This is a genomic window from Pseudoalteromonas sp. KS88 (assembly GCF_004766475.1).
Lineage (GTDB): Bacteria > Pseudomonadota > Gammaproteobacteria > Enterobacterales > Alteromonadaceae > Pseudoalteromonas.
Genome location: NZ_PYHV01000001.1, coordinates 1 through 25,683, shown reverse-complemented (window position 1 = coordinate 25,683; position 25,683 = coordinate 1). Strand labels below are relative to the sequence as shown.

Genomic DNA, 25,683 nt, shown 5'->3' with positions numbered 1-25,683 from the left:
TTTTTGGCGTTATGTTCCATAAAAATACAGCCCGTACCCGACAAGTAATGCGGGTATTGCCGAGTATAGTGTTGCTATTAATGCAGCTTTGGGGGCCATTGCGATCGCCGGAAAAAGCGCATCTCCATCATTTGATATGGCATTAGCTGCAAGTGCACTAAAGGGAATAATACCTTGTATATACAACGTCGTTACGATTATTTGCGGTCCACAACCAGGTAAAAAACCAATGAATACTGCAATCAAAGGCGCTAAATAGGCAAAGTGTGAAAACCATACTTTTAATTCAATCCCTGTAAACGTTAACAGTATTTCAAATAGCATAAATGAGGCAACAACCCACGCTGTGACAAAGTGAGTATCTTGCAATACTTTGTAGAGCTTAGAAGGAGGCTTTGGAGAGTCTTCTTCGCTGGTTATTTGTTGATAACTTTTTCCTTTGGATGACAAAGCCCAAGTGACTACTGCAAATAAAGCCATGCCAGCTCCAAAAGCGGTTATTGCGTCGTTAGCTGTTATACCAAGTTGATTCAAATCGATATTGAACGCCATAAGCAGCGCAATAATAATGCTGGGCAGCAAAGTAACTTTCCAGATAGACTTACTAAATACAATTGCCTTGTTGTACTGTAAATTACACGTCTGCTGAGTCTTTTTTACTGGCGGCACTAAAAAATCACGGTTGTGTATAATGTTGACTAAATAGCCACTTATTACACCAACAATCAAGCCGATACACATCATTTTGAGTCCATCCAATGGGTGTGTGGCTATTAATAAAAATGCCGCATCTCCCATAGTAGCAGTCAAAACTGCGACTACGGAGCCAAAACTGGCTTGTCCTTTAGTAAACTGTGTCACCACTATAATTGCACCTCCACACCCAGGTAATGCGCCTAGAAAAGCTGCAAAGCTAAGCTCTAACACGGGTGATTTTGCGTTTAAGTAAGCAAGTTCCAGTTGTGGTAGTTTTTCGATTGCAAAATAATAAATAAACAAAGTTGCCGCAACAAATACACTTACTTGGAAAAAAGCATCGCTCATTGCCGCCATTGATATCTGGCGAAGAGGAGGGTAAAGCAAACAAATCAATAAAATGATCGGCAGTAAAAAACGTTTGTTTGAAAAGATAGGCTGTCTATTAAGAGAAGTAAAAATCTTTGGTAATGTGTAAGTAATCATAAGTGCAACCTAAAAATTCTGTAGGTTGCACTTTATAATTAATCTAAATAAAAATCAATATCATTTGGCTCTTTGGAACTCAGACGTTTCATTCCATTTAGGCCATTGAGGCTGTTCAGAGATATCAAAGCCTACTTGATAGAACAATTGTAAGTCTTGAACTGCACCCGATAAATCCCACTCATCGCGGTACCTATCACAAGGTTGATGGTAACAACCACGTAAAACCAAGCTCATACGTTTACGATAATTTGCTGTTTCTTCGTCAAACGCTTCGCTTCCTCCACCAGCATACATGGCAGGTACACCCATGCTTGCAAAAGCAAAGTGATCAGAGCGGTAATATCCACCCGATGATGGTTTAGGATCGCCCGATACAACACGGCCTTGTTTTTTAGCTGCGTTCTCTAAAAGCACATCCATTTCAGATTTTCCGATACCAACAACACTGATATCTTTTACTTTTCCTAATAAATTTAAGCTATCCATATTGATATTAGCCACTGTTTTTGTAGCTGGTATTACAGGGTTAGCTGCGTAATACTTTGAGCCTAAAAGACCTTGTTCCTCAGCCGTAACGGCTAAAAAGGTAATAGAACGGCTAGGGTTTTGCGGTAACATTGAAAATGCTTCAGCTACTTCAATCATGCCACCTGTTCCGGTTGCATTATCGTGAGCGCCATTATAAATTTGATCGCCTTTACGGTTTTTATCTGTGCCAAGGTGATCCCAGTGAGCAGAATAGATAATATGCTCATCCGGTTTTTCGCTGCCTGGTAAAGTAGCGATAAAATTATATGAAATCGAAGTTTTAATGGTGTTTTTAACCGCAACAGAAGCTGTTAAATCACCCATGTCTACGTGATAAGCCCCTTTAGCTGCATTCGCTTTAGCACTGTCAAAATCAAGACCGGCCTTTGTAAACAGCTCTTTTGCTACGTCAGTCGTGACCCAACCTTCAACAGCAACACGGTCCATGTTGTTATTTTCTTTTTGGAACCCAAACTGTTCACCACTCCAAGAATTTTCAACAACAGACCAAGGGTAAGAGGCTGGTGCAGTTTCATGGATTATAATTGCACCAGCAGCACCTTGACGGCTCGCTTCTTCATATTTGTATGTCCAACGACCATAATAGGTCATTGCATCACCGGTGAACAAAGCAGGGTCTTTAGTAGCAAAACCAGGATCATTAACCAGCATTACAACTGTTTTACCTTTTACATCAAGGCCTTCATAGTCATTCCAGTTGTATTCTGGTGCATTTACACCATAACCTACGAACACAAGTTCAGAATCTTTGATTCCTTCGCTTTCGCTGATACGGCTACTGCCCATTACCATGTCTTTCTTATACTGGTAGTCTTTCCCACCAATGGTTAAAACCATGTCAGAGTCAGCTTCAAGTGAAACTAGCGGTACTTCTTGTAAAAAGCTATCGCCGTTACCCGGTTCAAAACCCACTTTTTTGAATTGGTCGGTTAAATAAGCAAGCGTCAGTTCTTCACCTTTAGAAGAAGGGGCTCTGCCACCAAACTCATCTGATGCCAATACTTTAACATGCTCAGCTAATTGCTCAGCATTAATTGATTGGTAGCCTTTTTCAACATCTTCAGAAGTGAGACTTGTTGTTGCACATCCTGCAAGCACAGCACTTGCAAGCAATGTAAGAGAAAAATAACGATTCATAGTCACTCTTTTTTTGTTTTAAGTACAACCAGTATATGAAGAACTATTAAAGAGAACCAGTTTTTGCGGTAAACTGAATAAACATAGTTGTAAAGCAAAAGGTACTCATGAAGCGGTTTACCCCTTATGAGCAATGGCATTGTGAATTAGTAAGCTCAGGTGCATTTGATCATCTCAATAAGTTGTTTAAATTAAATGAACAATCAGATTGGCCTAGTTGTAGTTGGTTTGATGGTTTTTTAAATGCAACAAATGCCAATAATAGACCGATCGTTTTTAAAGAAGATGATTACTTTAGTGCAGAAGAGCGGTATTACGAGCAAATAATTTTTGACACCGGTTTAGTCCCGACACGACAAAAAAATTGGCATGACTTATTCGGTGGTTTTATCTGGTGTTTATTCCCTAAAACGAAATCATTGTTAAATAAACGTCATGTGCAAGAGATAAACTTGCATGGGACGAAACAAAGAAGTAAGCACCGTAATGCGTTAACGCTTTTTGATGAATGTGGCGTTATTCTGGCAGTTACCGATGATATGTGGCCTACACGTTTGCGTAATCATCAGTGGCAAGAAGCATTCGTGGATTTACGAGGTGAGTGGGGTAATAGTATTTCGCCCTTTATGTTTGGTCACGCAAATTATGAAATGCTAACTAAACCGTATATAGGACTAACAGGAAAAGCCTTATTCGTAAAAGTGCCAAGTGACACATTTTGTAAAGATTTAGTTGCACAATATGCGTACCTAGATACTGTGCTTTGTGAGATGATTGAAAATAACGATTGTCTCCAAGATAACAGCCTGTTATCACCTCTACCATTACTTGGTGTGCCAGGTTGGCACGATGATAATAAAAACAGTGAATTCTACAGTAACACTGACTACTTTAGACCTAAACGAAGGATACGCTAATGATTGAAGTCATAGGGCTTAAGAAAAAATTTAAGCTAACTAAGGATCACAAAAAAAATAAAGTGGATAAAGTCGACCCGCGTGAAGATAAAGACTTTTTTCATTCTGTACGTGACGTTAGTTTTAGCTGTTCAAAAGGTGAAGTGCTCGGTCTTTTAGGTCCCAATGGGGCAGGTAAAACGACCACTTTACGAATGATTTCAACTGCACTAAAGCCAGATGAAGGAAGTATTCATATTGCGGATGCAGATATAGTGAAAAAACCTTTACTAGGGCGTAAATCAATAGGTTTTTTGTCTGGTAGTACAGGTCTTTATGGCCGTTTAACCGTTAAAGAAAATATTGAATATTTTGCTAAATTACATGGCATGAATAAAGCTGATATTAAAGAGCGCTGTGAGGAACTGTTTGATTTACTGGATATGCACAGTTTTATTGATAAGCGCGCTGAAAACCTATCAACAGGCATGAAACAAAAAGCAAATATTGCTCGGGCTGTTGTTCATCACCCCGAGGTTGTGGTGCTTGATGAGCCAACAACTGGGCTTGATATTATGACAACCCAAACGGTTATCAAATTTATAAAGGGACTTAAAGAGCAAGGCACGCCAGTTATTTTCTCTACTCACCACTTAGATGAAGTTGCACTGCTTTGTGATCGTGTCGCTGTAATTAATGAAGGTGTAAGTTGCTTTGATGGTAGCTTAGAAGAATTCAAGCAGGCAGGTAATAGCGATGAACTTAATCAAGCATTTATGAATATTTTAATGGAGAAAGCAGATGTTTGAAGTATTTAAAAAGGAACTTAGAGAGCTTTTACGCGATAAAAAAACACTTATATTTATCGTGGCACTCCCGGTGCTTATTTTCCCGCTTTTGTTTGGTGTTATGGCGTTTATGAGCTCACAAGCTGCGCTTGAGGCTGAACAAAAAGTTCACACCTACGCAATTATAAACGGTCATTACGCACAAGAATTCACAGATAAAGTGTTTTACCATAAAAGCTTTGAGCTTTATAAAGGCGAACAAACATTTACTAGCGTTGAAGACCTAACAGCAGCTGTAAAAGCGGGTACTATTGACATGGGTATATACCTTCCCACTGACGCTAAGAAAGCCTTGGATGAGGCTAAGCAAAGTAAATGGGAAGTCGTTTACAATGATGCAAAAGCCATCAACTTTTTGTTTGATAGAGTGTCAGAACTGGCAAATGATTTTGGCAATAAGCTTCAACAACAAAAGCTTTTATCATTTGGTATTAGTGAAGAACAACAGGCTGCGGTTTTAAACCCCATTGAAGTTGTTAAAGTTGATACCGCAGATAAACGTGAGAATCTAGGTGAAAAAATAGGCGGATTTATTCCTTATTTGCTCATCCCTTTAGTATTAATGGGGGCAACGTATCCGGCTATTGATTTAGGTGCAGGCGAAAAGGAGCGGGGTACATTAGAAACTCTGTTACTTACCCCAATTACACGTACTCAGCTTGTGCTAGGTAAGTTTGTTACTTTATTGGCTGCATCTATAGCGACCACCACAATAACCGTGCTCAGTATGGGAGTTTGGATAAGTATCGCAATTACCTTTATTGATTTGGCTGTCATTAAAACGGCGTTTAGTTCACTCAAAGTGATTGATTTGGCATTAATATTTATACTTCTTTTACCTATCGCCGCTATTTTCTCTTCGCTAGCGTTAGCAATTTCAATTTATGCCAGATCGTTCAAAGAAGCGCAGAACTACATGACACCATTAACAATGGGAGTCATATTCCCAATTATTATTGCATTGTTACCAAATGTAGAACTCACAGCAAAAACAGCATTTGTGCCTGTGACTAACGTTGCGCTAGCTATAAAAGAAATCATTAAAGGAACGATAGATTATACATTATTGGGTTTAATATTCTTAGCCACCGTTATTGTGGCAGGTGCGCTACTTGCTTTTTGTGTTAAGTGGTTTAACAAAGAAGAAGTACTGTTCAGGTAACCGTGGCTGAACGCGAATATCGCTATGTGCTAACGAAGATGATATGTGAAGTTTAGGGTGTGTTTACTTTTTAGGTTAAATTTGCAGCAGTCTGTTTGGTGTGGTTATTCCCTCTAAACAGACTCTGCCTAAGGTCGATTTACGCTTTGTTGCCTACATGGATGGTGGTAAGGGGCGTGAGCAGGACGCACAAGCTTTGCTCGGTTTTGACTTAGTCCACTAGGTTACAAACCTCGCGCCGTGATTAAACAGACCCTATTCTAATTTGATTTTAAGTGGTGGTAAGCTCACCACTTAAAATTGAGTAAACAATGAGCCTAAGCCGCTGATTTAGTATCTTGTAGATCAGTAATGTCTGCGGATTCGAGCACAGTTTGTTTTTCTGACCAATGAATTAATTCTATTCGGCCGTTATCATTTTCGACTAGGGCGGTGCAGTTCTCTATCCAATCACCATCATTACAGTAGACAATACCATCGACAACTTTCAGCTGTGGGTGATGTATATGACCACAAATTATGCCATCCACTCCTTGGCGCTTAGCTTCATGAACCGCTGCCTTTTCAAAAGCCTCTATTGCTTCTCTAGCTTTATGGACACGTGCCTTTATCCATGAGGCGAGTGACCAATAGTGTCCACCAAATAGCCGACGAGTTCGATTAGTCCAACGGTTTAAAAATAACAGTAAGTCATAGCCTGCATCACCAACTAGGCTAATAAATTTGTTATACCGTGTAGCAGAGTCAAAATCATCGCCATGGAGCAGTAGAAAGCGTTTGTTTGCCGCTGTGGTGTGAATAAATTGCTGATGAACTTCTACACCAAATAATGTGTTGTTGACATAATAACGAAAAGTTTCATCATGATTACCGGGTATATAAATCACGCGTGTACCCGATTGGGCTTTACGTTGAATGGACGCTAATACTTCATAGTGACTTTGGTGCCAATAAAACTGTCGTTTCATTGACCATAAATCAACAATATCACCGACTAAATAAAGCGTGCCACAATCGATTCGGTTTAAAAAGTCTAATAAGTAATTGGCTTGGCAATCTTTATAACCTAGGTGTACATCCGATATCCATACTGCAGGGTAATACACATTTGACGTATTTTCTTTTTTATCCATTTCAGTTACTCGCGGTGTAATAATTACCACGTTAAATAAATATCATGACGTTAAAACGACACTTTTAATAACTATGCATGACATAAAATAACTAATTTACTCAAAATCAGAACACATTCATCTTATTGTTTAGCCAGTTAATCGTACTCGCCTTTTTATTGATCAATTAGCTGTTACACTGCGTACCATAATGAAAATAATTATTAATTAGGTATTACTTTGAAACATCGTGTTCTTTTATTCATTCTTATTGGTATTTTAAGTAGCCTGAGCAAGCACGCTGTAGCTGCCAATGTCATCGTTAAAGCGGTTGAAATGGAACGTGCAAAAGAACAGGTTCAGGCTGTGGGTAATACAGAAGCAATCCGCTCTGTCATTTTATACCCGGCCGTAGGGGACCGTGTGACTGCGGTGCATTTTAAGCCGGGTGATAAAGTAACAGCAGGCCAAGTATTGTTGGAGCTTGATTCTCGCAGACAAAAAGCGGCACTTGAAGAGGCTAAAATCAAATTAGCTGACAGCCAGAGAATTCAAAAGCGCTTAATGCAAAGCCACGCTAAAGGCGCTGTTCCGCAAAGCGATTTAGATGATGCTAAAACAGTGACACAGCTTGCTAAAGTTACCTTAACTCAAGCTGAGACAGAGTATGAAGATCGGCAAGTTCGAGCTCCATTTGACGGTGTGATGGGACTGACTGATATTGAAGTGGGAGATAGAATCACGTCACAAACCGCTATTGCAAGTATTGATGACACACAATCTCTATATATTAATTTTGATGCCCCTGAATCTGCAATTCAAATGTTACGCAATGACGCCAGTGTATCGGTTATCCCGTGGCAAGGTAGTAAAAAGGTCAATGCTGAAATTGCGTACCTAGATTCAAGAATAAACCCGCAAACACGTACCATGCGTGTAAAAGCTAAGTTAAATAACGAAAATAATGCTTACATTCCAGGAATGAGTTTTAGGGTTTACATTGAAGTTTTAGGTAATAATTATGCAGCAGTACCTGAAGCTGCATTACTCTGGGGCGCGACCGGTCCTTATGTATGGGTTAGTAAGGACAATAAAGCAACCCGAGTCGATGTTAAAATACAGCAACGCCTTGCAGGTAGGTTGTTAGTGTCAGGTGGTCTGGATGAAAATGACACCTTGGTAGTAGAAGGTGTGCAAAGACTGCGTCCACAGCAAGAGCTCACTTTTTTATCACCTATAGCTAGTTCTAAGGAGTAGGTATGAAACAGCAACCGCTGATGCAAGATTTGCCATCGATGGCAATCCGTAGACCTATCCTTATTGTTGTTCTGAATCTATTAATCATTATCGCGGGTATTGCAGCAATCGCAGGTGTCGAAGTGCGAGAACTACCTGACGTGGATCAACCCCGAATTACTGTTTCAGCGTCTTTCCCAGGTGGTTCACCAGAAACTGTCGACACTGAAGTGACCAGTAAACTAGAAGGTGCTGTTGCTCGCGTAAGTGGCGTTAAAACAATTCGTGCTCAAAGTGAAGAGGGCAACGCGCGAATAGTTGTGCAATTTAGACCCGGTATTAATTTAGATGATGCAGCTAACGAAACGCGTGAATCTGTAGCGCGTGTGCAGCGCGAATTACCAGAAGAAGTTGAACGAGTATCAATCATTAAAGCAGATAATGATGCTGAAGCTGTTGTCTCGTTAACAGTATCAAGTAATAGCATTGCACTTGAGGAATTAACTGAACTGGTTGAAGTAGATTTAGCGCCGCAATTTTTAACCATTCCAGGTGTTGCTGATGTTCGCTTAAATGGAGATCGTCAACGTGTATTGCGAGTAAGATTAGATCCTCTTAAATTAGCCAGCTTTAACCTAACAGTCCCTGATGTTGCACAAGTACTTAGTCAAGCTCCGTTTGATGTGCCGGCAGGGAGTTTAAAGTCAACAGATCAGCAAGTTATTGTGCGTGCTGATGCAACATCTATTACAGCGGAGCAAGTGAGCGATATGATAATACGTGATAACACACGTATAGGTGATATTTCCGCAGTATACTTCGGTCCTGCAGATCCGCGTTCGATGGTACGCTTAAATGGCCAACCTGTGATTGGTATGGAAGTTATTCGCCAAGCACAATCTAATACTATCGAGATATCAGATGAAGTACTTAACCTACTTGATAAAATGAGAACTCGTTTTCCTGAACTAGAATTTACATTAACCTCTGATGATGCCCAATTTATTCGTAGTTCTGTCGATGAAGTTATTAGCTCTCTTATTTTAACTATTCTATTGGTTATCGTTACGTTGTGGGTGTTTATTGGCTCTTGGCGCGCAACTTTGGTACCTGCATTTGCTATCCCTGTGGCGTTAGTTGGCTCTCTTGCGTTGATATGGGCACTTGGTTTTTCAATTAATATATTAACCTTACTGGCATTGGTATTAGCAACCGGTTTAATCGTTGATGATGCAATTGTTGTGAGTGAGAATATTCAGCGACAACGAGGGCTTGGGTTAGGCAGACGTGCAGCAGCTGTTATAGGTACTCGTGAAGTGTTTTTTGCTGTTATAGCGACCACTGCCGTGTTAGCAGCAGTATTTATACCTATTGCTTTTTTACCTTCAACAGCAGGGCGGTTGTTTAGAGAGTTTGGCGGGGTTTTAGCCGGTGCAGTTATTATCTCTAGTTTCGTGGCGTTATCTTTAGTGCCCGCGCTGACTTCAAAACTAAAATTAAAACAAGGCGGTTGGCATCCTTTTGCAAAACTAGGCCATTGGCTAGCAGGTGTTTATACTAAAACAATCCACTGGGTGCTTGATCATGCTTGGGTAACACTCATTACGTGCTTACTGGTGGCAGGTGGCTCTGGTGCGCTGTATTTTAATTTGGAAAATGAACTTCTTCCAACTGAAGACAGAGGTAAAATACGTATATTTTCCCGTGGACCTGATGGTGTCGGGCTTAACTTTATGGATAGGCAAGCCATAAAAATGGAAGATATACTTCTGCCATTTGTTGAAAGTGGTGAAATAGAATCTATTTACACTGTGGTAGGTCAATGGGATCCGAACATTGTTTTTATTACAGTACCACTCAAGCATTGGGACGAACGCCATTTCACACAACAAGAAATCATCAATAAAATTCGTGGTCCGCTGACGGGTATACCTGGTGCTCCCGCATACCCTAATGGTTCAAATAGTTTAAACCTTCGTGGTCAAGGTGGCGGTATAGAATTGGCTTTACTAGGCCAAGATTATAAGCAGATATTTTCTGCCGCTCAGGATTTTGCAGCAAAAGTTGAACAGCAAATCCCAGGTGTTGGTTCTGTGCGTGTATCTTATCAGCCATCGCAACCTCAGCTACGTGTAAATATCGACAGACGCCGAGCTGATGAATTAGGTGTTTCATTAAACGATATAGCGATTACTCTCCGTGCTGCTATTAATGGTGATGATGTGGCAGATTTAAATATTGGCGATCAATCTATCCCAATTATGCTGCAATCACAGAACCAAACAATTCGCGATCCCAGCGATCTTGCTAACCTTTATGTAAGCGCTAATAATGGACAGTTGGTGCCTCTGAGTAGTGTCGCTAAAATAACAGAGGAGGGCGTGGCAGCCGAATTAGAAAGACATGCTCAACGTCGTGCTATTGAACTCAGTATGGAATTACCAGAATCGATGACTATAGCATCACTTGTAATTCAACTTCGTGATATATCCCAACAAACTTTACCTGATGGGATAACGTTAGCTTTTAAAGGTGAAGCCCTTACCTTTGAAGAAACGTCTAACGAAGTCTTTATGACCTATATATTGGCATTTTTAATTGTGTTTTTAGTGCTAGCAGCACAGTTTGAAAATGTGAACAGTGCAATTGTTGTTATGATAACAGTCCCATTTGGAATTACTTCCGCCATTTTAGCACTTTATTTAACGGGTACTTCGTTAAATATCTACTCTCAAATTGGACTCGTCATGCTAATTGGCTTGATTGCTAAAAATGCGATTTTACTTGTTGAGTTTGCTGACCAATTACGTGATCAAGGTCTTAGCGTACGAAAAGCCGTTGAGCAGTCAGCGTTGGTTCGATTACGTCCGATTACGATGACATTGATATCAACCCTATTAGGTGCATTGCCACTTATCTTGTCAACAGGGGCTGGTGCAGAAGCGAGAAACGCCATTGGGTGGGTTGTTTTCGGTGGTCTTGGGTTAGCGGTATTATTCACCCTTTATCTGACTCCTGTTATCTATCTTGGTTTGGCGCGTTTTACTAAACCTCGTGGCGATGAAACTAATCAACTTGCACAAGAGCTAGAGCAAGCTTGATCTATCAGGGTCTGTTGACCTTTACGGATTAAAATTTGTTTAAAATAGGGGCGGTTTAATCGCGCTGCGAGGTTTGTAACATAGTGGGCTGAGTCAAAACCGAGCTACAAAGCGTAAATCGCCCCTAGGCTAAACCCGAAGGGCAGCGCCTTTTTACCATTGATTCTGCATTATCGCCTATTTATGGGGAATACCACACCACATAGGCGCTGCCTGCCTAAATACCAAACAGACTACTGCAAATTTAACCTTGAAAGGTAAACAGACCCGAAATATTTTTAACGGCTATTTTTTGTAAAAATAGTCGTTAAGGCTCACAATAGATGTAAAGCACTCAGTAGGATTAGTTTATGCAGGCCGAACATGTTGATATAGCCACGTTTCTTCGTGAACATGCACCATTTGATGAATTACCTGACGATGCATTAAATCAACTTTCAGGTGAAATAGAAGTTGCTTACTATCGTTCAGGTAGCCCAATTTTAAATTTGGGTGATGACATTAATGATTTATATATAATTCGCAGCGGGTCGGTTGAAATCTATCGACGTGATGGAGAGTTATATAATCGTTTGACCGTCGGTGGAATCTTCGGCCAAATGGGATTATTAATGAACCGCAAAGTTCGTTACCCTGCAAAGGCTCTTGAAGATACTTTAGTGTATTGTATTGATGTGTCGGTATTTAATAAGTACTGCGATAAATATGAAGTGTTTGCTGATTTCTTTGAAGCGAGTGGCACAGTTAGATTGCACCAAGCCATTGTAGAGCAGGCTGATAGCAATGACTTAACAACAGCTAAAGTTAAATCTCTTCTTCATCGTGAAGCTGTTACCGTTGCAAAAGATGCCAGTATTCAAACAGTAGCGCAAATTATGACAAGCGAGTCAGTGTCATCTGTTCTAGTAACCGACTGTGATAAACTCGTAAGTGATGATCCTGAAGACGATGATGGTCAAGTAGTTGGGATAATTACTGATAGGGACTTAAGGACTAAAGTAATTGCACAAGGCAAAAGCTTTACCCTCACTGCACAATCAATTATGCAAACTGACTTAATCCTACTTGATAGCAACGCCTATATATTTGAGGCGGTACTAGCCATGCTCAGGGATAATATTCATCATCTTCCCGTTGTGGTTAAGAAAAAGCCCATTGGTGTTATTTCGTTATCCGACGTTCTACGTTATGAATCACAAAGCAGTTTGTTGCTAGTACGTGGCATCCTTGCTCAGCAATCGGTTGAAGACTTAGCTTATTATGCACGCCAGCTGCCTAATGTTTTTGTACGTATGGTGAATGAAGATGCAAATTCACATATGATTGGCACTGCAATGGCGGTAATAGGGCGCACGTTTAAGCAGCGGTTATTAGTATTAGCTGAAGAAAAGTATGGCCCACCTCCTATTCCTTACTGCTTTATAGCATTAGGATCTATGGCTCGCGATGAACAACTCATCGTAACAGATCAAGACAATGCACTCATATTAGATAACAGTTTTGATGAGTCGTTGCATAATGAATACTTTCAAAAACTGGCGGATTTTGTCTGTGACGGATTAGCGCAATGTGGTTATACGTATTGCGACGGTGAGATCATGGCTTCGTTTAAAAAGTGGCGCTTAACAAAATCCCAGTGGCAAGCACAGTTTGCCCAATGGATTGCAGAGCCTAAACCTCAAGCCTTACTAAATAGTTCAATTTTCTTTGACTTAGATGGCGTATATGGGAAGTTAAAATGGGCAGATGAATTAAAACGGTTTATTTCTCAACAAGGGCGAAAAAACAAACGTTTTCTTGTCAATATGGCGCATAATGCCCGAAACAGAACCCCTCCACTTGGTTTTTTTAAAGACTTTGTGCTTGAGCATAACGGCCAACATAAACGTTCTATGAACTTAAAACGACGTGGTACAGCACCGCTATCAGATGTGATACGTGTGCATGCATTGGCTATCGGTTCTAGAAAGCAGAATTCTTTTGAGCGACTTGAAGATATTATTGAGTCTAAATTACTTCCGCAAGGAAAAGCGCAAGACTTAAGAGATGCACTGGAGTACATTGCTATGATCCGTATTAGGCATCAAGCGTGGCAAATTGAGCAGCTCAATGAACAACCCGATAATGACTTAGAACCCCATCTGCTATCACCATTTGAGCAACGAAATCTAAAAGAGGCCTTTGCAATTTTGGATAAAGCACAGAATTTTCTTAAATTTAAGTACTCTACAAATGTGTCTATTAAATAGTGAAGGAGGTTAAATGCTAAGCTGGCCCAATCGTTATAAGCAGCTACTAAATCAATGCAAAACAAAACCGGTTCATGATTTTTATCAGCGCGTTGTAGACAAGCCATCAATGCCAATTGGCGAAGTACCTATGGTTGCGCTTGATTTTGAAACGACGGGTTTAGATTATTTAAATAATGATATTGTCAGTGTTGGATTAGTGCCATTTAATACTCAGCGTATTCGGTGTCGCGACAGCCAGCAATGGTTGGTAAAGCCCAGACAAACTTTGGCTGAAGACTCAATAGTAATCCATGGCATTACACACTCTGAGGTAAATCAGGCCCCTGATTTTTCCGAAATTATAACGCCCTTACTCACTGCTTTATCAGGCAAGGTAATTGTGGTTCACTTTGCTGCCGTTGAACGGCATTTTCTTTACCATGCCTTAAAAGAGCGTTTAAATGAAGGACTTGAGTTTGCGGTTATTGATACAATGGAATTGGAAAAAAGGGCACTAAAAGCACGACAAGGTCTATTAGGAAGAGTACTAAATCAAAAGCTTGATTCAGTGAGGTTAGCGGATTCGCGTTCACGATATTCTTTACCCGCTTATAACAACCACAATGCATTAACGGATGCCTTGGCTACAGCAGAGTTATTACAAGCTCAGTTGGCCTATCACTATCGCATTGACACACCGCTAAGTGATTTATGGGTATAAAAAAACGCCGCAATCAATGCGGCGTTCTTATTTGTAAATGTTACTTAGCTTCTCGGTTCTGTCTTTAAACCCATTAATAAGCTAACACACATTAATAACAGCACAACGGTAAATGGCAGACCAGTAGACACAGCGCCAGCTTGTAAAGCTTCCATAGCCTGAGTGCCTCCTACCCAAAGCAAGGTGGCCGCAATTGCACCTTCAACAGATGCCCAAAATATACGCTGTGGTACAGGCGCATCAACTTTACCACCTGCTGTAATCGAGTCTATTACAAGTGAGCCTGAATCCGAAGAAGTAATAAAAAATACCAAAACCAAAACAACCGCAGTAAATGAAAGTAGCTTGGCCATAGGAAGTTCATCAAACATTTCAAACATAGCAAGAGGCACTTGCGTTAAACCGTCAGTACCTAGCTTACCAATGCCACTGACAACTTGATCGATGGCAATACCGCCATAAATCGACATCCACAATATGGTGACTAAAGTTGGGATTAGTAACACAGCTGTTAAAAACTCTCTAATAGTACGTCCTTCAGACACACGAGCGATAAACATACCAACAAACGGTGACCACGATATCCACCAAGCCCAGTAAAATACAGTCCAACCATGCATCCAGGTTTCATCTTCACGCCCATGAGGATTACTCAGTGGAATGATATTCTCAACATAGCCCATTACGGTGGTAGGAATATTGCCAACAGCAGCTGCGAAACCAACAAGACATACAAAAGTCATTAATATAAATGCGATCAGCATGTTCACATTACTTAGAAGCTTCACACCGCCATCAATACCACGGACAACAGAAATAACAGCCAGTAGTGTGACAACAGCAATAACCAGTATTTGTAAACCAACACCAGACTCCAAGCCGAAAACATGGTTAATACCAGCTGACGCCTGTTGTGCACCTAGTCCAAGTGAAGTAGCTAAGCCAAATAAAGTTGCTAATACTGCTAAAATATCAATGATATGACCTGGCCAACCCCATGTTTTATCCCCAAGTATTGGATAGAAAATTGATCTAATAGACAGAGGTAAACCTTTATTGTAAGTAAAAAAGGCAAGTGATAATGCAACAACAGCATAAATTGCCCATGGGTGTAAGCCCCAATGGAACATAGTTGCACCCATCGCTAGCTTTGCAGCTTCAGGGGTATTGGGTGTGACGTTTAAAGGTGTTTCATACCAACCAGTAAAATAGGCAACAGGTTCAGCAACGCCCCAAAACATTAAACCTATACCCATGCCGGCTGCAAACAGCATTGCCATCCACGATAAGCGAGAGTGAGTTGGGCGTGCATTAACACCGCCTAGTCTAATTTTGCCGTAGGGGGAAAGAATGAGTCCTATACAAAACAATAGAAATATATTGGCAGACCACATTAAAAAACTATCAAAATGATTAATAATATCGAATTTAATGCCATCTAAAGTGGATTTTGCAGTTTGTGGATCACTGACTAAAACAGCGATTAAGAAAATTAGAATTAAACCTGCGCTTGTTCCAAAAACCGGGTTATGAACATCAAACCCCCATTTTTGCACATTATCCTGACCGACAGTGTAATCAGTATTATCAATGCTATATTTGTCATGATTATCGCTCATGAAAAACCTCATTTGTTTATTTTGATTTGTATTAAGCTAAATTTGGCATTAAATTTAAAGTATGGTTTGTATACGAACCATTTACTAAAAAGAACAAACTAGAATAAGTGTAGAAGTTTACTCATCAATGTAAATAATTTAACCTTAAAATCATAATTTATATTAATTATTACTCTTAGAGCTTACAGGAGTAGGTTAAATTTGTCATGGGGAGGGCAAAAATAAAAGATAAATAAAAATATCAGATACTTTTCAAATGATAATTTGCTTAGTGTTGAGAATATTTTTGTTTTGGAAAGGCTAAAATAACCACATATTTAAATTTATAAATAACAAGGGCTAGCAAAATATTAATGTTAGCAGAAAATTAAGACCGTACAATGCACAAGTTTGTACAGTCTTTATAAAATTTATTGAGAGCTAAAGTTACTTAGTATAAGCATCATTGTGAATACCCGCGGCTCGCCCAGATGGATCAGCATTATTTTGAAACGATGCATCCCAAGCTAGTGCTTCAGGTGTTGAACAAGCGACTGACTTACCATGTGGTACGCACTTAGCTGCAGCATCCCCCGGGAAGTGAGACTCAAAAATTGAGCGATAAAAATACGCTTCTTTAGAATCAGGTGTATTTATAGGGTATTTAAATTTCGCATTCGCTAAATCTTGATCACTTACTTGCTCAGCTACATAGTCCTTTAAAGTGTCAATCCAGCTGTAACCAACCCCATCAGAGAACTGCTCTTTTTGACGCCATAAAACTTCATCGGGCAAATAGCCGTCAAAACCTTCGCGTAAAATGTGTTTTTCAATTTTTCCGTCTTTACACATTTTGGCTTCAGGGTTGGTACGCATTGCCACATCAATAAATTCTTTATCCAAAAATGGCACACGTGCTTCAACACCCCATGCCGCCATAGATTTGTTAGCGCGTAGACAATCAAACATGTGTAACTTGGACACTTTACGATTAAGTTCTTCATGGAACTCTTGTGCATTTGGCGCTTTATGAAAGTATAAGTATCCACCGAATAATTCGTCAGCACCTTCACCAGAGAGCACCATTTTTATTCCCATGGCTTTAATTTGTCGCGCCATTAAATACATCGGTGTTGAAGCCCGAATTGTTGTTACATCATATGTCTCTATGTGATAAATCACTTCTTTTAGAGCGTCTATTCCTTCTTGTATTGTGAAATGAATAGGGTGGTGCACGGTTCCAATCATATCAGCGACCTTTTGGGCCGCGGCTAAGTCAGGTGATCCTTCAAGACCGACTGAAAATGAATGTAATTTAGGCCACCAAGCGTCACTTTCGTCATTATCTTCAATTCGTTTTGCAGCAAAGCGTTGTGTAATTGCAGAGATGACTGATGAATCAAGACCACCAGAGAGTAAAACACCATAGGGCACATCACACATTAATTGGCGCTTAACGGCTGCCTCTAATGCGCCCTTTACATCTTCTGCTTTAGCATCATTGTTTTTCACGGCATCAAAAGTTTGCCAATCACGTGCGTAATATGGGCGTAACTCACCGTCTTTACTGTATAAGTAATGACCCGGTGGAAACTCTTCGATGTGTTTACAAATAGGTGAAAGTGCTTTTAATTCAGACGCAACATAGAAATTTCCATGTTCATCATGCCCTGTATAAAGCGGGATGATGCCAATATGGTCCCGGCCAATAAGGTATGCATCATTTTCTTCATCGTATAAGCAAAAAGCAAATATGCCATTTAGATCGTCTAAAAACTCAGGGCCTTTTTCTTTGTAAAGCGCCAATATAACTTCGCAATCTGATTGTGTTTGAAAAGTAAAATCAGTCTTTAAGTCAGCTGCCAGTTCTTTATGGTTATAGATTTCCCCGTTAACAGCGAGAATATTTGTTTTTTCTAGGTTGTATAATGGTTGTGCGCCACTGCTTACACCAACAATTGCTAAGCGTTCATGCACTAAAATAGCTTTATCAGATGAGTACACGCCGGACCAATCTGGTCCGCGGTGACGTAATAACTTCGACATTTCAATTGCTTGACTACGCAACTGTGTGGCATCAGACTTAATGTCTAATACACCAAAAATTGAACACATAGTAACTCCTCATTCCTATCATGTGTGCGCTTAAAACAGATTTATTTTATACGCGAACCTTTGTTTTATCAGAAATAAATAACTAAGTCACATAGCTTTTACAATATTTTTAGAATAATTTATGCACCACTATATTTGTTAATGCACTAAAGAGGGGAATTATCTTTATTGTGGCCAGTGATGAGCCTATTTTATGAACGGCAAGCCAATTATACCCAAGCCACCTCAAGATGCAGAATTCAGCGTTTCACAGGGGCTTAATATCAAGGCGTTACTTTACAGGAATGGCACTCCCTTTTAAGAAGTAACAACGATGAGAGTAAGTTCCTGTGAAGCGCCCAGAGGGTTGGTTTAAAAGCGATTTATACTGCGTTATTGATTTTAACAATAGAACCACTATTACTTGCAATCATTGCCTTGCCTATATCGCTTTTAATTCCAACTGAAACAGCATCTTGAGGTGGTTTGGGTATATATGGGTATTTAATTCATTATTATGCTGCGTAAGCGCACCAAGGTGGTGCGCATTAATAAAAATTTAATAGGCGTTATTTAATGCGATAGCTAGCTGTGCAAAGTGTGCTGTCATTTTCTTTTGTGCTTTAATTGCTGTGCTCATATCGACGTATTCGAAGCGGATGCTATCACCTGGTTTTAGTTGAGCAAAGTGATGCAAATCTGCATTAATGATAGTGCCAAGTAGGGGGTAACCCCCTGTTGTTTGTGCATCGTTCAGCAAAACAATCGGCTCACCATTTGGTGGCAATTGGATAGAGCCGGGGTTAACAGCAAGTGATGGAAGAGAGTGACTATGAGACAACGTTGAATTTTCATTTGAAAGCCTGACACCCATTCGATTGCTTTGTGGTTTCACACACCAGCTTATTTCACAAAATGAGCGTAATGCATGTTCAGTTAATAAGTCAGCATGAATACTTGAGTGAACGCGAATAACATTTCGCTTTGGTGGTAATATTCCTCCTCTTTTAGGCCAATCTTTATAATATGGTTGGATTTGAATGTTATCACCTTGTTTGAGCGCTTGACCATTTGTACCACCAAACCCTGCCGCCAAGTCAGTTGAGCGAGAGCCCATTACAGGTTCACATAAGACGCCGCCTTTTACGCCAACATAGGCTCTAAAACCATTTCGAGCAGTCTTAAAGGATAAAGTTTGTCCTTGCTTAACAGCATACGTCCAGCCAGGGTAGACTGGTTTGTCGTCTAATTGAGCCTGCATGTCCGTACCTATTAAAGCGATGACGGTATCACATTTAAATAGTAACTTTGCAAGACCCAGTGTAATTTCTATCACAGCATCATCTATGTCGTTTTTCAGCAAGGTGTTTGCCATTTTTGCTGCGAATGGGTCGATTGCACCTGACTGCGATACTCCGATATGTCGAAAACCAAATCGACCTTGGTCTTGAATACTCATTAATAAACCAGGTTTCAATACTTCTATCATGACAACGCCTCATCGGATATGAATTGTAATGTATCACCGGGTGCTATCGCACACGGAGGAGCTTTTTGCCAATCGAATAAACTAAAATCAGTGTGACCAATGATATGCCAACCACCAGGTGAATCAGCTGGGTAAATTCCTGTTTGATCAGCGCCTATAGCCACAGAGCCTTTAGGCACATGCGTTCTTGGTTCAGAACGACGAGGTGTATGAAGCTCACTAGGTAAGCCGTGTATGTAAGTAAAACCAGGCTTAAAACCCAAAAATAAAACGTGGTAAGTAACACTGGTGTGTAATTCGATTACTCGCTGGGTTGATATACCGTGATGCTCAGCAATAAACTCAAGATCTGCCCCGGTACTACCGCCATATTGAGTGATAATTTTATGATGAGTGCCTTTATTTTCTTCAATGTCTGTTGTTTCCCACCAAAGTAATAACTTTTCTTGCCATTGGTTACTATCATCTGAATTAGCCAAGTATAAAGTTAATGAGTTCATAGCTGGAACAATATCAATGAAAGCAGCGGTTGCTTTGCATCGCTTTACTAAAGCCCATATCTTCTTTTGCACGGATAAAAGGGGATCTTTTAGATGGGTGGCATCTAAAAACAGAGTATGGGAACTGGTAGCAGTGATTTTAACATTTTGCTGAAAATTCATTACGTTGATACTGTAATTATTCATACTGCTAAACTAGCACAATAAAGACAATATGTTTACAGGAATAAAAGTTGAACAACAGGAGGGCAGTTAAACACGCTAATTAAAGCATGCACCATTTGAACTAATGATGCATGCTTTTGTACCCAAGCTTGCTCAAGATGCAGAGTTCAGCGTTTTTCAGGGCTCAATATTAAGGCGCTACTTTGCAATAATGGCAATTCTTTTTTACAAGGGAACACCCATTATTTGCAATCAAGGCTTTGCCTAAATCACTTTTAATTCAACTGATATTCGCATCTTGATGCTGTTTGGGTATATTAGTTATTTAATAACCATTCAGATAATAAACGAACGCCAAAGCCAGTACCACCGGGTGAAATTTCTCCTTTGCCTTTGGTTGCTAACGCATTTCCAGCAATATCGATATGGACCCAACGCGTTTCACCGGCAAAATGTTCTAAAAAGCTAGCTGCTGTTGTAGCACCAGGACCGCTAGAGCCTATGTTTTTAAGGTCAGCTATGTCTGAACTTAATGCATCTTTATAGCCTAAAGGTAAACGCCATACGTTTTCATTTACTGCTTTACCAGCAAATGTCAGTTCAGAGATAAGTGAATCATCATCAGAGAATATTGCTGCATAGTCATTGCCAACAGCTCTAATTTTAGAGCCGGTAAGTGTTGCTACGTCAATCATGATTTCTGGTCTGAAGTGCTTTCTTGCATACCACATAGCATCACTTAACACTAAACGACCTTCAGCGTCTGTATTTACAATTTCAACGCTTAAACCTTCTGCTGTGCGAACAACATCGCCAGGGGCTACAGCAAATTGTGATACCATGTTAGCAGCCATGCCCATTACAGCAACCACGTTTTTATCGGCTTTCGCCAATGCCATTGCTTTTACTGTACCTAGAACAGCAGCCGCGCCTGCCATGTCAGATTTCATTCTGGCAATAGATGCGCCTGTTTTTATACTGTAACCACCCGAGTCAAACGTAATACCTTTACCAACCAACGCAATAGGGCTGTCATTTGAACCTTTGTAATGAGCAACAACTAAACGTGCACCTTGTTGGCTACCACGGCCAACAGCTTCAAGCGCTCCCATGCCTAACTTTTTCAATTCTTTAGGTTCTAGCACCGAGACTGTTACGCCAAGACTTTGTAGTTCTTTTGCTGCATTGGCAAAATCTACAGGGGTCATTTCAGTGGCTACTTCAGAGGTCAAATCACGCGCTAAAAAAACACCTTCTTGGATACTTTGTAAAATAGAGTATTGGGTACGGGTTTTATCGGTATCAGCAACGTCAAAAGCATAGCTTATAGTGGCAGTGTTTGGCTCTTCTTTATATTTTTCAAAACGGTGATCTCTTAAATTAGCACCGTGAGCAAAGTTTGCAGCTAGCTGTGCATTATTAGAAGCACCTTTTACGTCATCAAATATAACACTGGCTGAATTTACTTTATTTGCTAAAAGTTTTGCGTGAACATCACCACCTAATTTTGCTATTGCTGCTTTATCAAGTTTCTCAATTTCACCTGTACCAACAACCAAAATACGTTCATGCTGACTACCTTTAGGGGCAATTACGTCTAATACTTCACCTACTTTTCCTTTGTAGCCTTTAACGTCAACAGTATGAGCAAGAAGTTCATTTAATTGTTTATCTACCGCTCTGAATTGTACGTTATCGCCATCTTGGCTAAAAAATACAACAACGGTTTGTGCTGAACTATCAATTTCTGTTGAAAACTTAAACTTTGCTGCACTTACTTGCGTACTAACTGCGAGTGCAAGAGTTAAAGCTGAAGTTTTTAATATATTTTTCATGATCACACCAATATAAAATAAAAGTGCTTTTTACCTTATTTCGGTCTTTATATTAAGTTTTTCACGGTGAAGCTTTGATATAAAGCGACGAGTATAGATTTATTGTAAAAAGTATTTAGCAGCTTTAATGAAATTATTTAATTACTTATTTGGTCTATTTGAGTAGTTGTGGTTTAAGGAGCTAAATATTATGGGCAAGATGACAAAGTTAATTCTGTGTACATCTTTAATAACAGTGAGCTTAACGGGGTATGCTTTAAACGCAAAAAATGACAGTCCAATGCAAGCGAGCATGCATGTACAAACGTTAGTTTTGGGCTCGGGCTGTTTTTGGGGGGCGGAAAAACGATACGAAGCTTTACCTGGTGTTGTCAATGCTGTATCTGGTTATGCAGATGGCAGCGGCTTTAAAGCGACCTATAGAAATATAACGGCTCCATCTAGACGTTTTAGTGAAAATAACTATGCTGAAGTTGTTCAAGTTACATACAATACAAACCGAATATCGACTGAAACACTGCTCAAAAAATATTTTGAAAGTCACGATCCAACTCAACTAAATCGTCAAGGTAATGACATTGGCACCCAATATCGTTCAACTATTCTGACGAGCAATGAAGAGCAACGTGAGCTTGCAAATAAGTTAAAACAGGAATATCAAACTTACCTGTCTAAAGCCGGCTATGGCGATATAAAAACCATAATTAAACCTTTAGATACCTTCTATAAAGCTGAATCTTACCATCAAGACTATATTGCTAAAAACCCAGATGGGTATTGCCCAGATCATTCGACGGGAGTGGTGTTTAACAAAGCAGATAAAGCAAAAATAGATAATAGTGCGCTGTTAATAGGCAAGCAGATAGTGATTATTGATTCAAATGACTACTGTCCTTATTGTGAAAAACTTAAAAAAGAAGTAACTAATGATTACAAAGGCACTATTGCAATCACATACCGCAAAGCAGACGAACTAGATAAGTTATCTATTTCATCACCTACTTGGGCTACACCAACGTTGATTTTTTTAGAAGATGGTAAAGAGGTTTTCTCACACCAAGGTTTTATTAACAGACTCGATTTTTATAAAGTATTAGGCGCTTTTAAGCTAGGTGATAGCGAGGCCTATAAAGTGGCTTTTAATTCACGCACAGACAGCCCATTTTGTAAGCAATATGATATTTTTAAAAATACGCCGGATGGCCAATTTGTTGATAAGCTCAGTGGTGAACCTTTATTCGATACCCAAGATAGATTCAAATCAGGCACCGGTTGGTTATCTTTTACACACCCAGTAAAAGGTTCAGTCACAGAACACGAAGATAATAGCTATGGTATGCAAAGAATAGAAATCAGATCTAAATCAAGTGGTATTCATCTAGGGCATTTATTCCCAAAAGAAGGGCCAAATAATCAGGATAGGTACTGCATTAATGCCACTGTATTAGAATTTATACCTCGGTAAATTTAATAATTTAAGTTACGTTAATAACAGACAAATGAACCTGGTTCTTTCTTTGCCAGGTACATTTTGTCGTCAGCTTGTTTTATGATTGCGTCAGAATCTAAGCTTTTACCAGGCATAACACCAGAAACCCCCATACTCAATGCATATTTAGGGTAGCTATTAGTAAACTGCTCAATGATACGATTACAAATAATCTCAGTTTGTTCGATGGCACAATCAGGTAAAATAATACAAAATTCATCTCCACCGTAACGACAGGCAAGGTCGACTTCTCTAATGCAGCTTGTCAATACATTAGCAATAAACTTAAGTACCTCGTTGCCTTTTAAATGACCTTCAAGATCGTTGATCTCTTTAAAGTTATCAACATCAATGTAAATAAAGGATAAATTACTATCGCGCCTTTTAGCAACGGCAAGCTCTCTTCTTAGCACATCCTGCATAGCACGGTGGTTATAAATGCGGGTAAGTGGATCTAAGCGTGTTTGCTCTTCTAATTGCAAGGTTCGCTCAGCTACTTTCATCTCAAGACTTTTCGCGTATTGTTCAGTCTTTCTTTTTGCTGACTCAATTTCACCCAGTAGGCTTCCAATATAGGTATCGAATACGAGTGTTGTATCAAAATAAAATAAATTTTCTAGTGTAGTTAATGTACTTTCCAATTTAGAGGGGTCGTTAATATTATTTTTTAATACAGCAACTATTAATTCTTTAAGCGTTTTTACTGCTGAAAGATACAGTTTTGGTTCAACACCTATGCGTTTGTGGACCATGCCTATGCGTAACCGGTTATTAACGTAGTTACTGTCGTAACTCCCAGAAAACAGGTCAATGACGTATTTACGTTGTGCATTTCTTAGCCGCGTAAGTGTTTCCGCATCACCAATGAGTAAAGATATTTCATCAATTTCAGTTTGTTTTTCATAAAAATCATCAACTATTAAATCGATATTATCTTCAATGAGTTGTTTATGCTGAGCTATTTGTGAAAGGGAAGATTTAGTTAAGCTTAGTAACTCCATCCTATTGGCAATTTCAAGGTCGCTGATCTGCATTTGTTCAAGTAGCGTGGTATCAGTTCTACTCATGCGTTGCTCCGCAGATGTCAGAAGACAATATTTGGGCTATTTTCAACTTTATTCCCTCAAATTGATTGGTAACACAACAAATTTAGTTATCAATAGATAGCGCTGCTTAATACCTAACTAAATTAAATACTAGGATAAAAGTTAAAGAAGTAAAGTATTCTCTAAGAGTAACTTATTGAACTGTCATAATTTAAGATGTTTAAAGGTATCTAATATCCATTTTATGAATAATTCTAACGAAGCATTTGATTCACTTGGTTCATGCTGGACTAAGTAGTATTTATCTTTTGTTTTTAAAGGAAGGTCCGTAAAACTAAATAGCCATTGCTCTTCAAACCATGTCTGGCTAATAGGTAATGGGATAAGTGCAATTCCCATACCTTGCTGAGCTGCGCGTGCAACACCAAACATACTGTCTATTTGAATAATTTGTTTAGGAGCAAAATCTTCAATGCCGGCATGTTCTGCCCATTGGTGCCAAGCCCAAGGGCGTGCTTTATGCAATATTAACGGCACTTCATTGAGTGCTTGAAAGGGGGCATCATTCCATGCTTCCCAGTTTTGTTTATTACATGCCGGTGAATATGATAATGAAAACAGTTCGTGTACAACACCTTCAATTGGCTTAGAGGATGATAGAACAATTGATAAGTCACTTTGTTTAGTCAGCTCTTTGCGCGTTTTCATGGTGTTTAATTGCAAATTTGTATTTGGGTGTTCAGTGGTCCATTCACTGAGTTTTGGCATTAATAGTTCACTGGCAAAAAACTCAGGTAAGGTAATACTAATATTTACATTTTCTTGTAGCTGACTGAATTCCGTTATGGTCTTTTCGAGTGCTTTAATCAAAGGTGAAACAGAATCATAAAAGTTTTTCCCTGCAGATGTTAACCGGATTGAACGTGTTTGACGCTCAAAAAGCTCAATACCTAGCTGCTCTTCCAATTGTTTAATCTGATGGCTCACAGCGGATGGCGTTAGGTAAAGCTGGTTAGCGGCTTCTTTAAAGCTTAACGTTCTTGCCGCAAAACAAAATGAACGTAACCCTCTGATAGGTGTTTGCATAGTCGATGTTAGTAATTCTCAATAAGGTTAGTTAAGCAATAAATAACCCAATTTGCAAAGACTTAGCTTTTTTAGTTAGTTAACAGGTTAATTTTTGCTTTTATTAGTAAAAAATGAACATATTGCGGTTATTAAAAATACAATAACCAGTGTTACTCTTTTTTAATCGCCACTTTAGCTACTTAACCTGAACTCTGGTTAAG

At 39.5% G+C, this 25,683-nt stretch carries 18 protein-coding genes; 8 read left to right on the top strand and 10 right to left on the bottom strand.

The window, feature by feature from the left end; all coding sequences use genetic code 11:
* Positions 1-9 precede the first annotated feature (9 nt).
* Both C7Y70_RS00090 and C7Y70_RS00085 read right to left on the bottom strand, forming a co-directional pair.
* Positions 10-1,182: a putative manganese transporter gene (locus tag C7Y70_RS00090; protein WP_135472962.1), complete on the bottom strand. Its 1,173-nt coding sequence runs from the start codon at positions 1,180-1,182 to the stop codon at positions 10-12.
* Between the two features lie 60 nt (positions 1,183-1,242).
* Positions 1,243-2,871, bottom strand: coding sequence for a M28 family metallopeptidase (locus C7Y70_RS00085; RefSeq protein WP_135472961.1), 1,629 nt, complete (start codon positions 2,869-2,871; stop codon positions 1,243-1,245).
* 107 nt (positions 2,872-2,978) lie between these two features.
* On the opposite strand from C7Y70_RS00085, the gene C7Y70_RS00080 reads away from it, so the two are divergent.
* The 3 genes from C7Y70_RS00080 to C7Y70_RS00070 are packed head-to-tail and all read left to right on the top strand — an operon-like array spanning position 2,979 to position 5,777.
* On the top strand, positions 2,979-3,788 hold the full coding sequence (locus C7Y70_RS00080) for a DUF3025 domain-containing protein (protein WP_135472960.1): 810 nt from the start codon (positions 2,979-2,981) through the stop codon (positions 3,786-3,788).
* The gene (locus tag C7Y70_RS00075) at positions 3,788-4,576 is read left to right on the top strand and encodes an ATP-binding cassette domain-containing protein (protein ID WP_099293871.1); all 789 of its coding nucleotides are present in this window, start codon (positions 3,788-3,790) and stop codon (positions 4,574-4,576) included. The genes C7Y70_RS00080 and C7Y70_RS00075 overlap by 1 nt, the downstream gene beginning before the upstream one ends.
* Complete coding sequence (locus C7Y70_RS00070) at positions 4,569-5,777, top strand: ABC transporter permease (RefSeq protein ID WP_135472959.1); 1,209 nt, start codon at positions 4,569-4,571, stop codon at positions 5,775-5,777. Before C7Y70_RS00075 ends, C7Y70_RS00070 begins: the two co-directional genes overlap by 8 nt.
* A 317-nt stretch (positions 5,778-6,094) precedes the next feature.
* Here C7Y70_RS00070 and C7Y70_RS00065 read toward each other — a convergent pair whose 3' ends face one another.
* Positions 6,095-6,910 (bottom strand): UDP-2,3-diacylglucosamine diphosphatase, encoded by an 816-nt coding sequence (locus C7Y70_RS00065; RefSeq protein ID WP_135472958.1) that lies wholly within the window; start codon positions 6,908-6,910, stop codon positions 6,095-6,097.
* A 219-nt stretch (positions 6,911-7,129) separates the two neighbouring features.
* Between C7Y70_RS00065 and C7Y70_RS00060 the strand changes: the two genes are divergently transcribed.
* The 4 genes from C7Y70_RS00060 (at position 7,130) to C7Y70_RS00045 (ending at position 14,178) form a co-directional block, all read left to right on the top strand.
* Positions 7,130-8,146, top strand: a complete 1,017-nt coding sequence (locus C7Y70_RS00060) for an efflux RND transporter periplasmic adaptor subunit (protein ID WP_237113946.1) — start codon at positions 7,130-7,132, stop codon at positions 8,144-8,146.
* A 2-nt stretch (positions 8,147-8,148) separates the two neighbouring features.
* On the top strand, positions 8,149-11,226 hold the full coding sequence (locus C7Y70_RS00055; protein ID WP_135472957.1) for an efflux RND transporter permease subunit: 3,078 nt from the start codon (positions 8,149-8,151) through the stop codon (positions 11,224-11,226).
* A 350-nt stretch (positions 11,227-11,576) separates the two neighbouring features.
* Positions 11,577-13,475: a DUF294 nucleotidyltransferase-like domain-containing protein gene (locus tag C7Y70_RS00050; RefSeq protein WP_135472956.1), complete on the top strand. Its 1,899-nt coding sequence runs from the start codon at positions 11,577-11,579 to the stop codon at positions 13,473-13,475.
* Positions 13,476-13,488: 13 nt separating this feature from the next.
* The gene (locus C7Y70_RS00045; RefSeq protein WP_135472955.1) at positions 13,489-14,178 is read left to right on the top strand and encodes a 3'-5' exonuclease; all 690 of its coding nucleotides are present in this window, start codon (positions 13,489-13,491) and stop codon (positions 14,176-14,178) included.
* Positions 14,179-14,222: 44 nt separating this feature from the next.
* Here the strand turns inward: C7Y70_RS00045 and C7Y70_RS00040 are convergent, their stop codons facing one another.
* The 5 genes from C7Y70_RS00040 to C7Y70_RS00020 form a co-directional block, all read right to left on the bottom strand.
* Positions 14,223-15,797 (bottom strand): BCCT family transporter, encoded by a 1,575-nt coding sequence (locus C7Y70_RS00040; protein ID WP_099293859.1) that lies wholly within the window; start codon positions 15,795-15,797, stop codon positions 14,223-14,225.
* A gap of 426 nt (positions 15,798-16,223) precedes the next feature.
* Complete coding sequence (gene asnB / locus C7Y70_RS00035) at positions 16,224-17,891, bottom strand: asparagine synthase B (RefSeq protein WP_135472954.1); 1,668 nt, start codon at positions 17,889-17,891, stop codon at positions 16,224-16,226.
* 538 nt (positions 17,892-18,429) lie between these two features.
* Positions 18,430-19,359, bottom strand: coding sequence for a biotin-dependent carboxyltransferase family protein (locus C7Y70_RS00030; RefSeq protein ID WP_135472953.1), 930 nt, complete (start codon positions 19,357-19,359; stop codon positions 18,430-18,432).
* Positions 19,356-20,045 carry a 5-oxoprolinase subunit PxpB gene (gene pxpB, locus C7Y70_RS00025; protein ID WP_245321305.1) on the bottom strand — a complete coding sequence of 230 codons (690 nt, stop codon included), beginning with the start codon at positions 20,043-20,045 and terminating at the stop codon, positions 19,356-19,358. The genes C7Y70_RS00030 and pxpB overlap by 4 nt, the downstream gene beginning before the upstream one ends.
* Positions 20,046-20,341: 296 nt before the next feature.
* Positions 20,342-21,859: a leucyl aminopeptidase gene (locus C7Y70_RS00020; RefSeq protein WP_135472952.1), complete on the bottom strand. Its 1,518-nt coding sequence runs from the start codon at positions 21,857-21,859 to the stop codon at positions 20,342-20,344.
* 190 nt (positions 21,860-22,049) lie between these two features.
* Here C7Y70_RS00020 and msrA point away from each other — a divergent pair, with 190 nt between their 5' ends.
* The gene (gene msrA, locus C7Y70_RS00015; RefSeq protein ID WP_135472951.1) at positions 22,050-23,324 is read left to right on the top strand and encodes a peptide-methionine (S)-S-oxide reductase MsrA; all 1,275 of its coding nucleotides are present in this window, start codon (positions 22,050-22,052) and stop codon (positions 23,322-23,324) included.
* 20 nt (positions 23,325-23,344) lie between these two features.
* On the opposite strand, the gene C7Y70_RS00010 is transcribed toward msrA, so the two are convergent.
* Together C7Y70_RS00010 and C7Y70_RS00005 are read right to left on the bottom strand one after the other, a co-directional pair.
* Positions 23,345-24,415 (bottom strand): GGDEF domain-containing protein, encoded by a 1,071-nt coding sequence (locus C7Y70_RS00010; RefSeq protein WP_135472950.1) that lies wholly within the window; start codon positions 24,413-24,415, stop codon positions 23,345-23,347.
* Positions 24,416-24,598: 183 nt separating this feature from the next.
* On the bottom strand, positions 24,599-25,480 hold the full coding sequence (locus C7Y70_RS00005) for a LysR family transcriptional regulator (RefSeq protein WP_135472949.1): 882 nt from the start codon (positions 25,478-25,480) through the stop codon (positions 24,599-24,601).
* Positions 25,481-25,683: the final 203 nt, after the last annotated feature.

What these genes read in the sequence shown, in the direction of transcription:
- C7Y70_RS00090 (WP_135472962.1), bottom strand. Translation starts at nt 1,182, where the DNA reads ATGATTACTTACACATTACCAAAGATTTTTACTTCTCTTAATAGACAG.
- C7Y70_RS00085 (WP_135472961.1), bottom strand. Translation starts at nt 2,871, where the DNA reads ATGAATCGTTATTTTTCTCTTACATTGCTTGCAAGTGCTGTGCTTGCA.
- C7Y70_RS00080 (WP_135472960.1), top strand. Translation starts at nt 2,979, where the DNA reads ATGAAGCGGTTTACCCCTTATGAGCAATGGCATTGTGAATTAGTAAGC.
- C7Y70_RS00075 (WP_099293871.1), top strand. Translation starts at nt 3,788, where the DNA reads ATGATTGAAGTCATAGGGCTTAAGAAAAAATTTAAGCTAACTAAGGAT.
- C7Y70_RS00070 (WP_135472959.1), top strand. Translation starts at nt 4,569, where the DNA reads ATGTTTGAAGTATTTAAAAAGGAACTTAGAGAGCTTTTACGCGATAAA.
- C7Y70_RS00065 (WP_135472958.1), bottom strand. Translation starts at nt 6,910, where the DNA reads ATGGATAAAAAAGAAAATACGTCAAATGTGTATTACCCTGCAGTATGG.
- C7Y70_RS00055 (WP_135472957.1), top strand. Translation starts at nt 8,149, where the DNA reads ATGAAACAGCAACCGCTGATGCAAGATTTGCCATCGATGGCAATCCGT.
- C7Y70_RS00050 (WP_135472956.1), top strand. Translation starts at nt 11,577, where the DNA reads ATGCAGGCCGAACATGTTGATATAGCCACGTTTCTTCGTGAACATGCA.
- C7Y70_RS00045 (WP_135472955.1), top strand. Translation starts at nt 13,489, where the DNA reads ATGCTAAGCTGGCCCAATCGTTATAAGCAGCTACTAAATCAATGCAAA.
- C7Y70_RS00040 (WP_099293859.1), bottom strand. Translation starts at nt 15,797, where the DNA reads ATGAGCGATAATCATGACAAATATAGCATTGATAATACTGATTACACT.
- asnB (WP_135472954.1), bottom strand. Translation starts at nt 17,891, where the DNA reads ATGTGTTCAATTTTTGGTGTATTAGACATTAAGTCTGATGCCACACAG.
- C7Y70_RS00030 (WP_135472953.1), bottom strand. Translation starts at nt 19,359, where the DNA reads ATGATAGAAGTATTGAAACCTGGTTTATTAATGAGTATTCAAGACCAA.
- pxpB (WP_245321305.1), bottom strand. Translation starts at nt 20,045, where the DNA reads ATGAATAATTACAGTATCAACGTAATGAATTTTCAGCAAAATGTTAAA.
- C7Y70_RS00020 (WP_135472952.1), bottom strand. Translation starts at nt 21,859, where the DNA reads ATGAAAAATATATTAAAAACTTCAGCTTTAACTCTTGCACTCGCAGTT.
- msrA (WP_135472951.1), top strand. Translation starts at nt 22,050, where the DNA reads ATGGGCAAGATGACAAAGTTAATTCTGTGTACATCTTTAATAACAGTG.
- C7Y70_RS00010 (WP_135472950.1), bottom strand. Translation starts at nt 24,415, where the DNA reads ATGAGTAGAACTGATACCACGCTACTTGAACAAATGCAGATCAGCGAC.
- C7Y70_RS00005 (WP_135472949.1), bottom strand. Translation starts at nt 25,480, where the DNA reads ATGCAAACACCTATCAGAGGGTTACGTTCATTTTGTTTTGCGGCAAGA.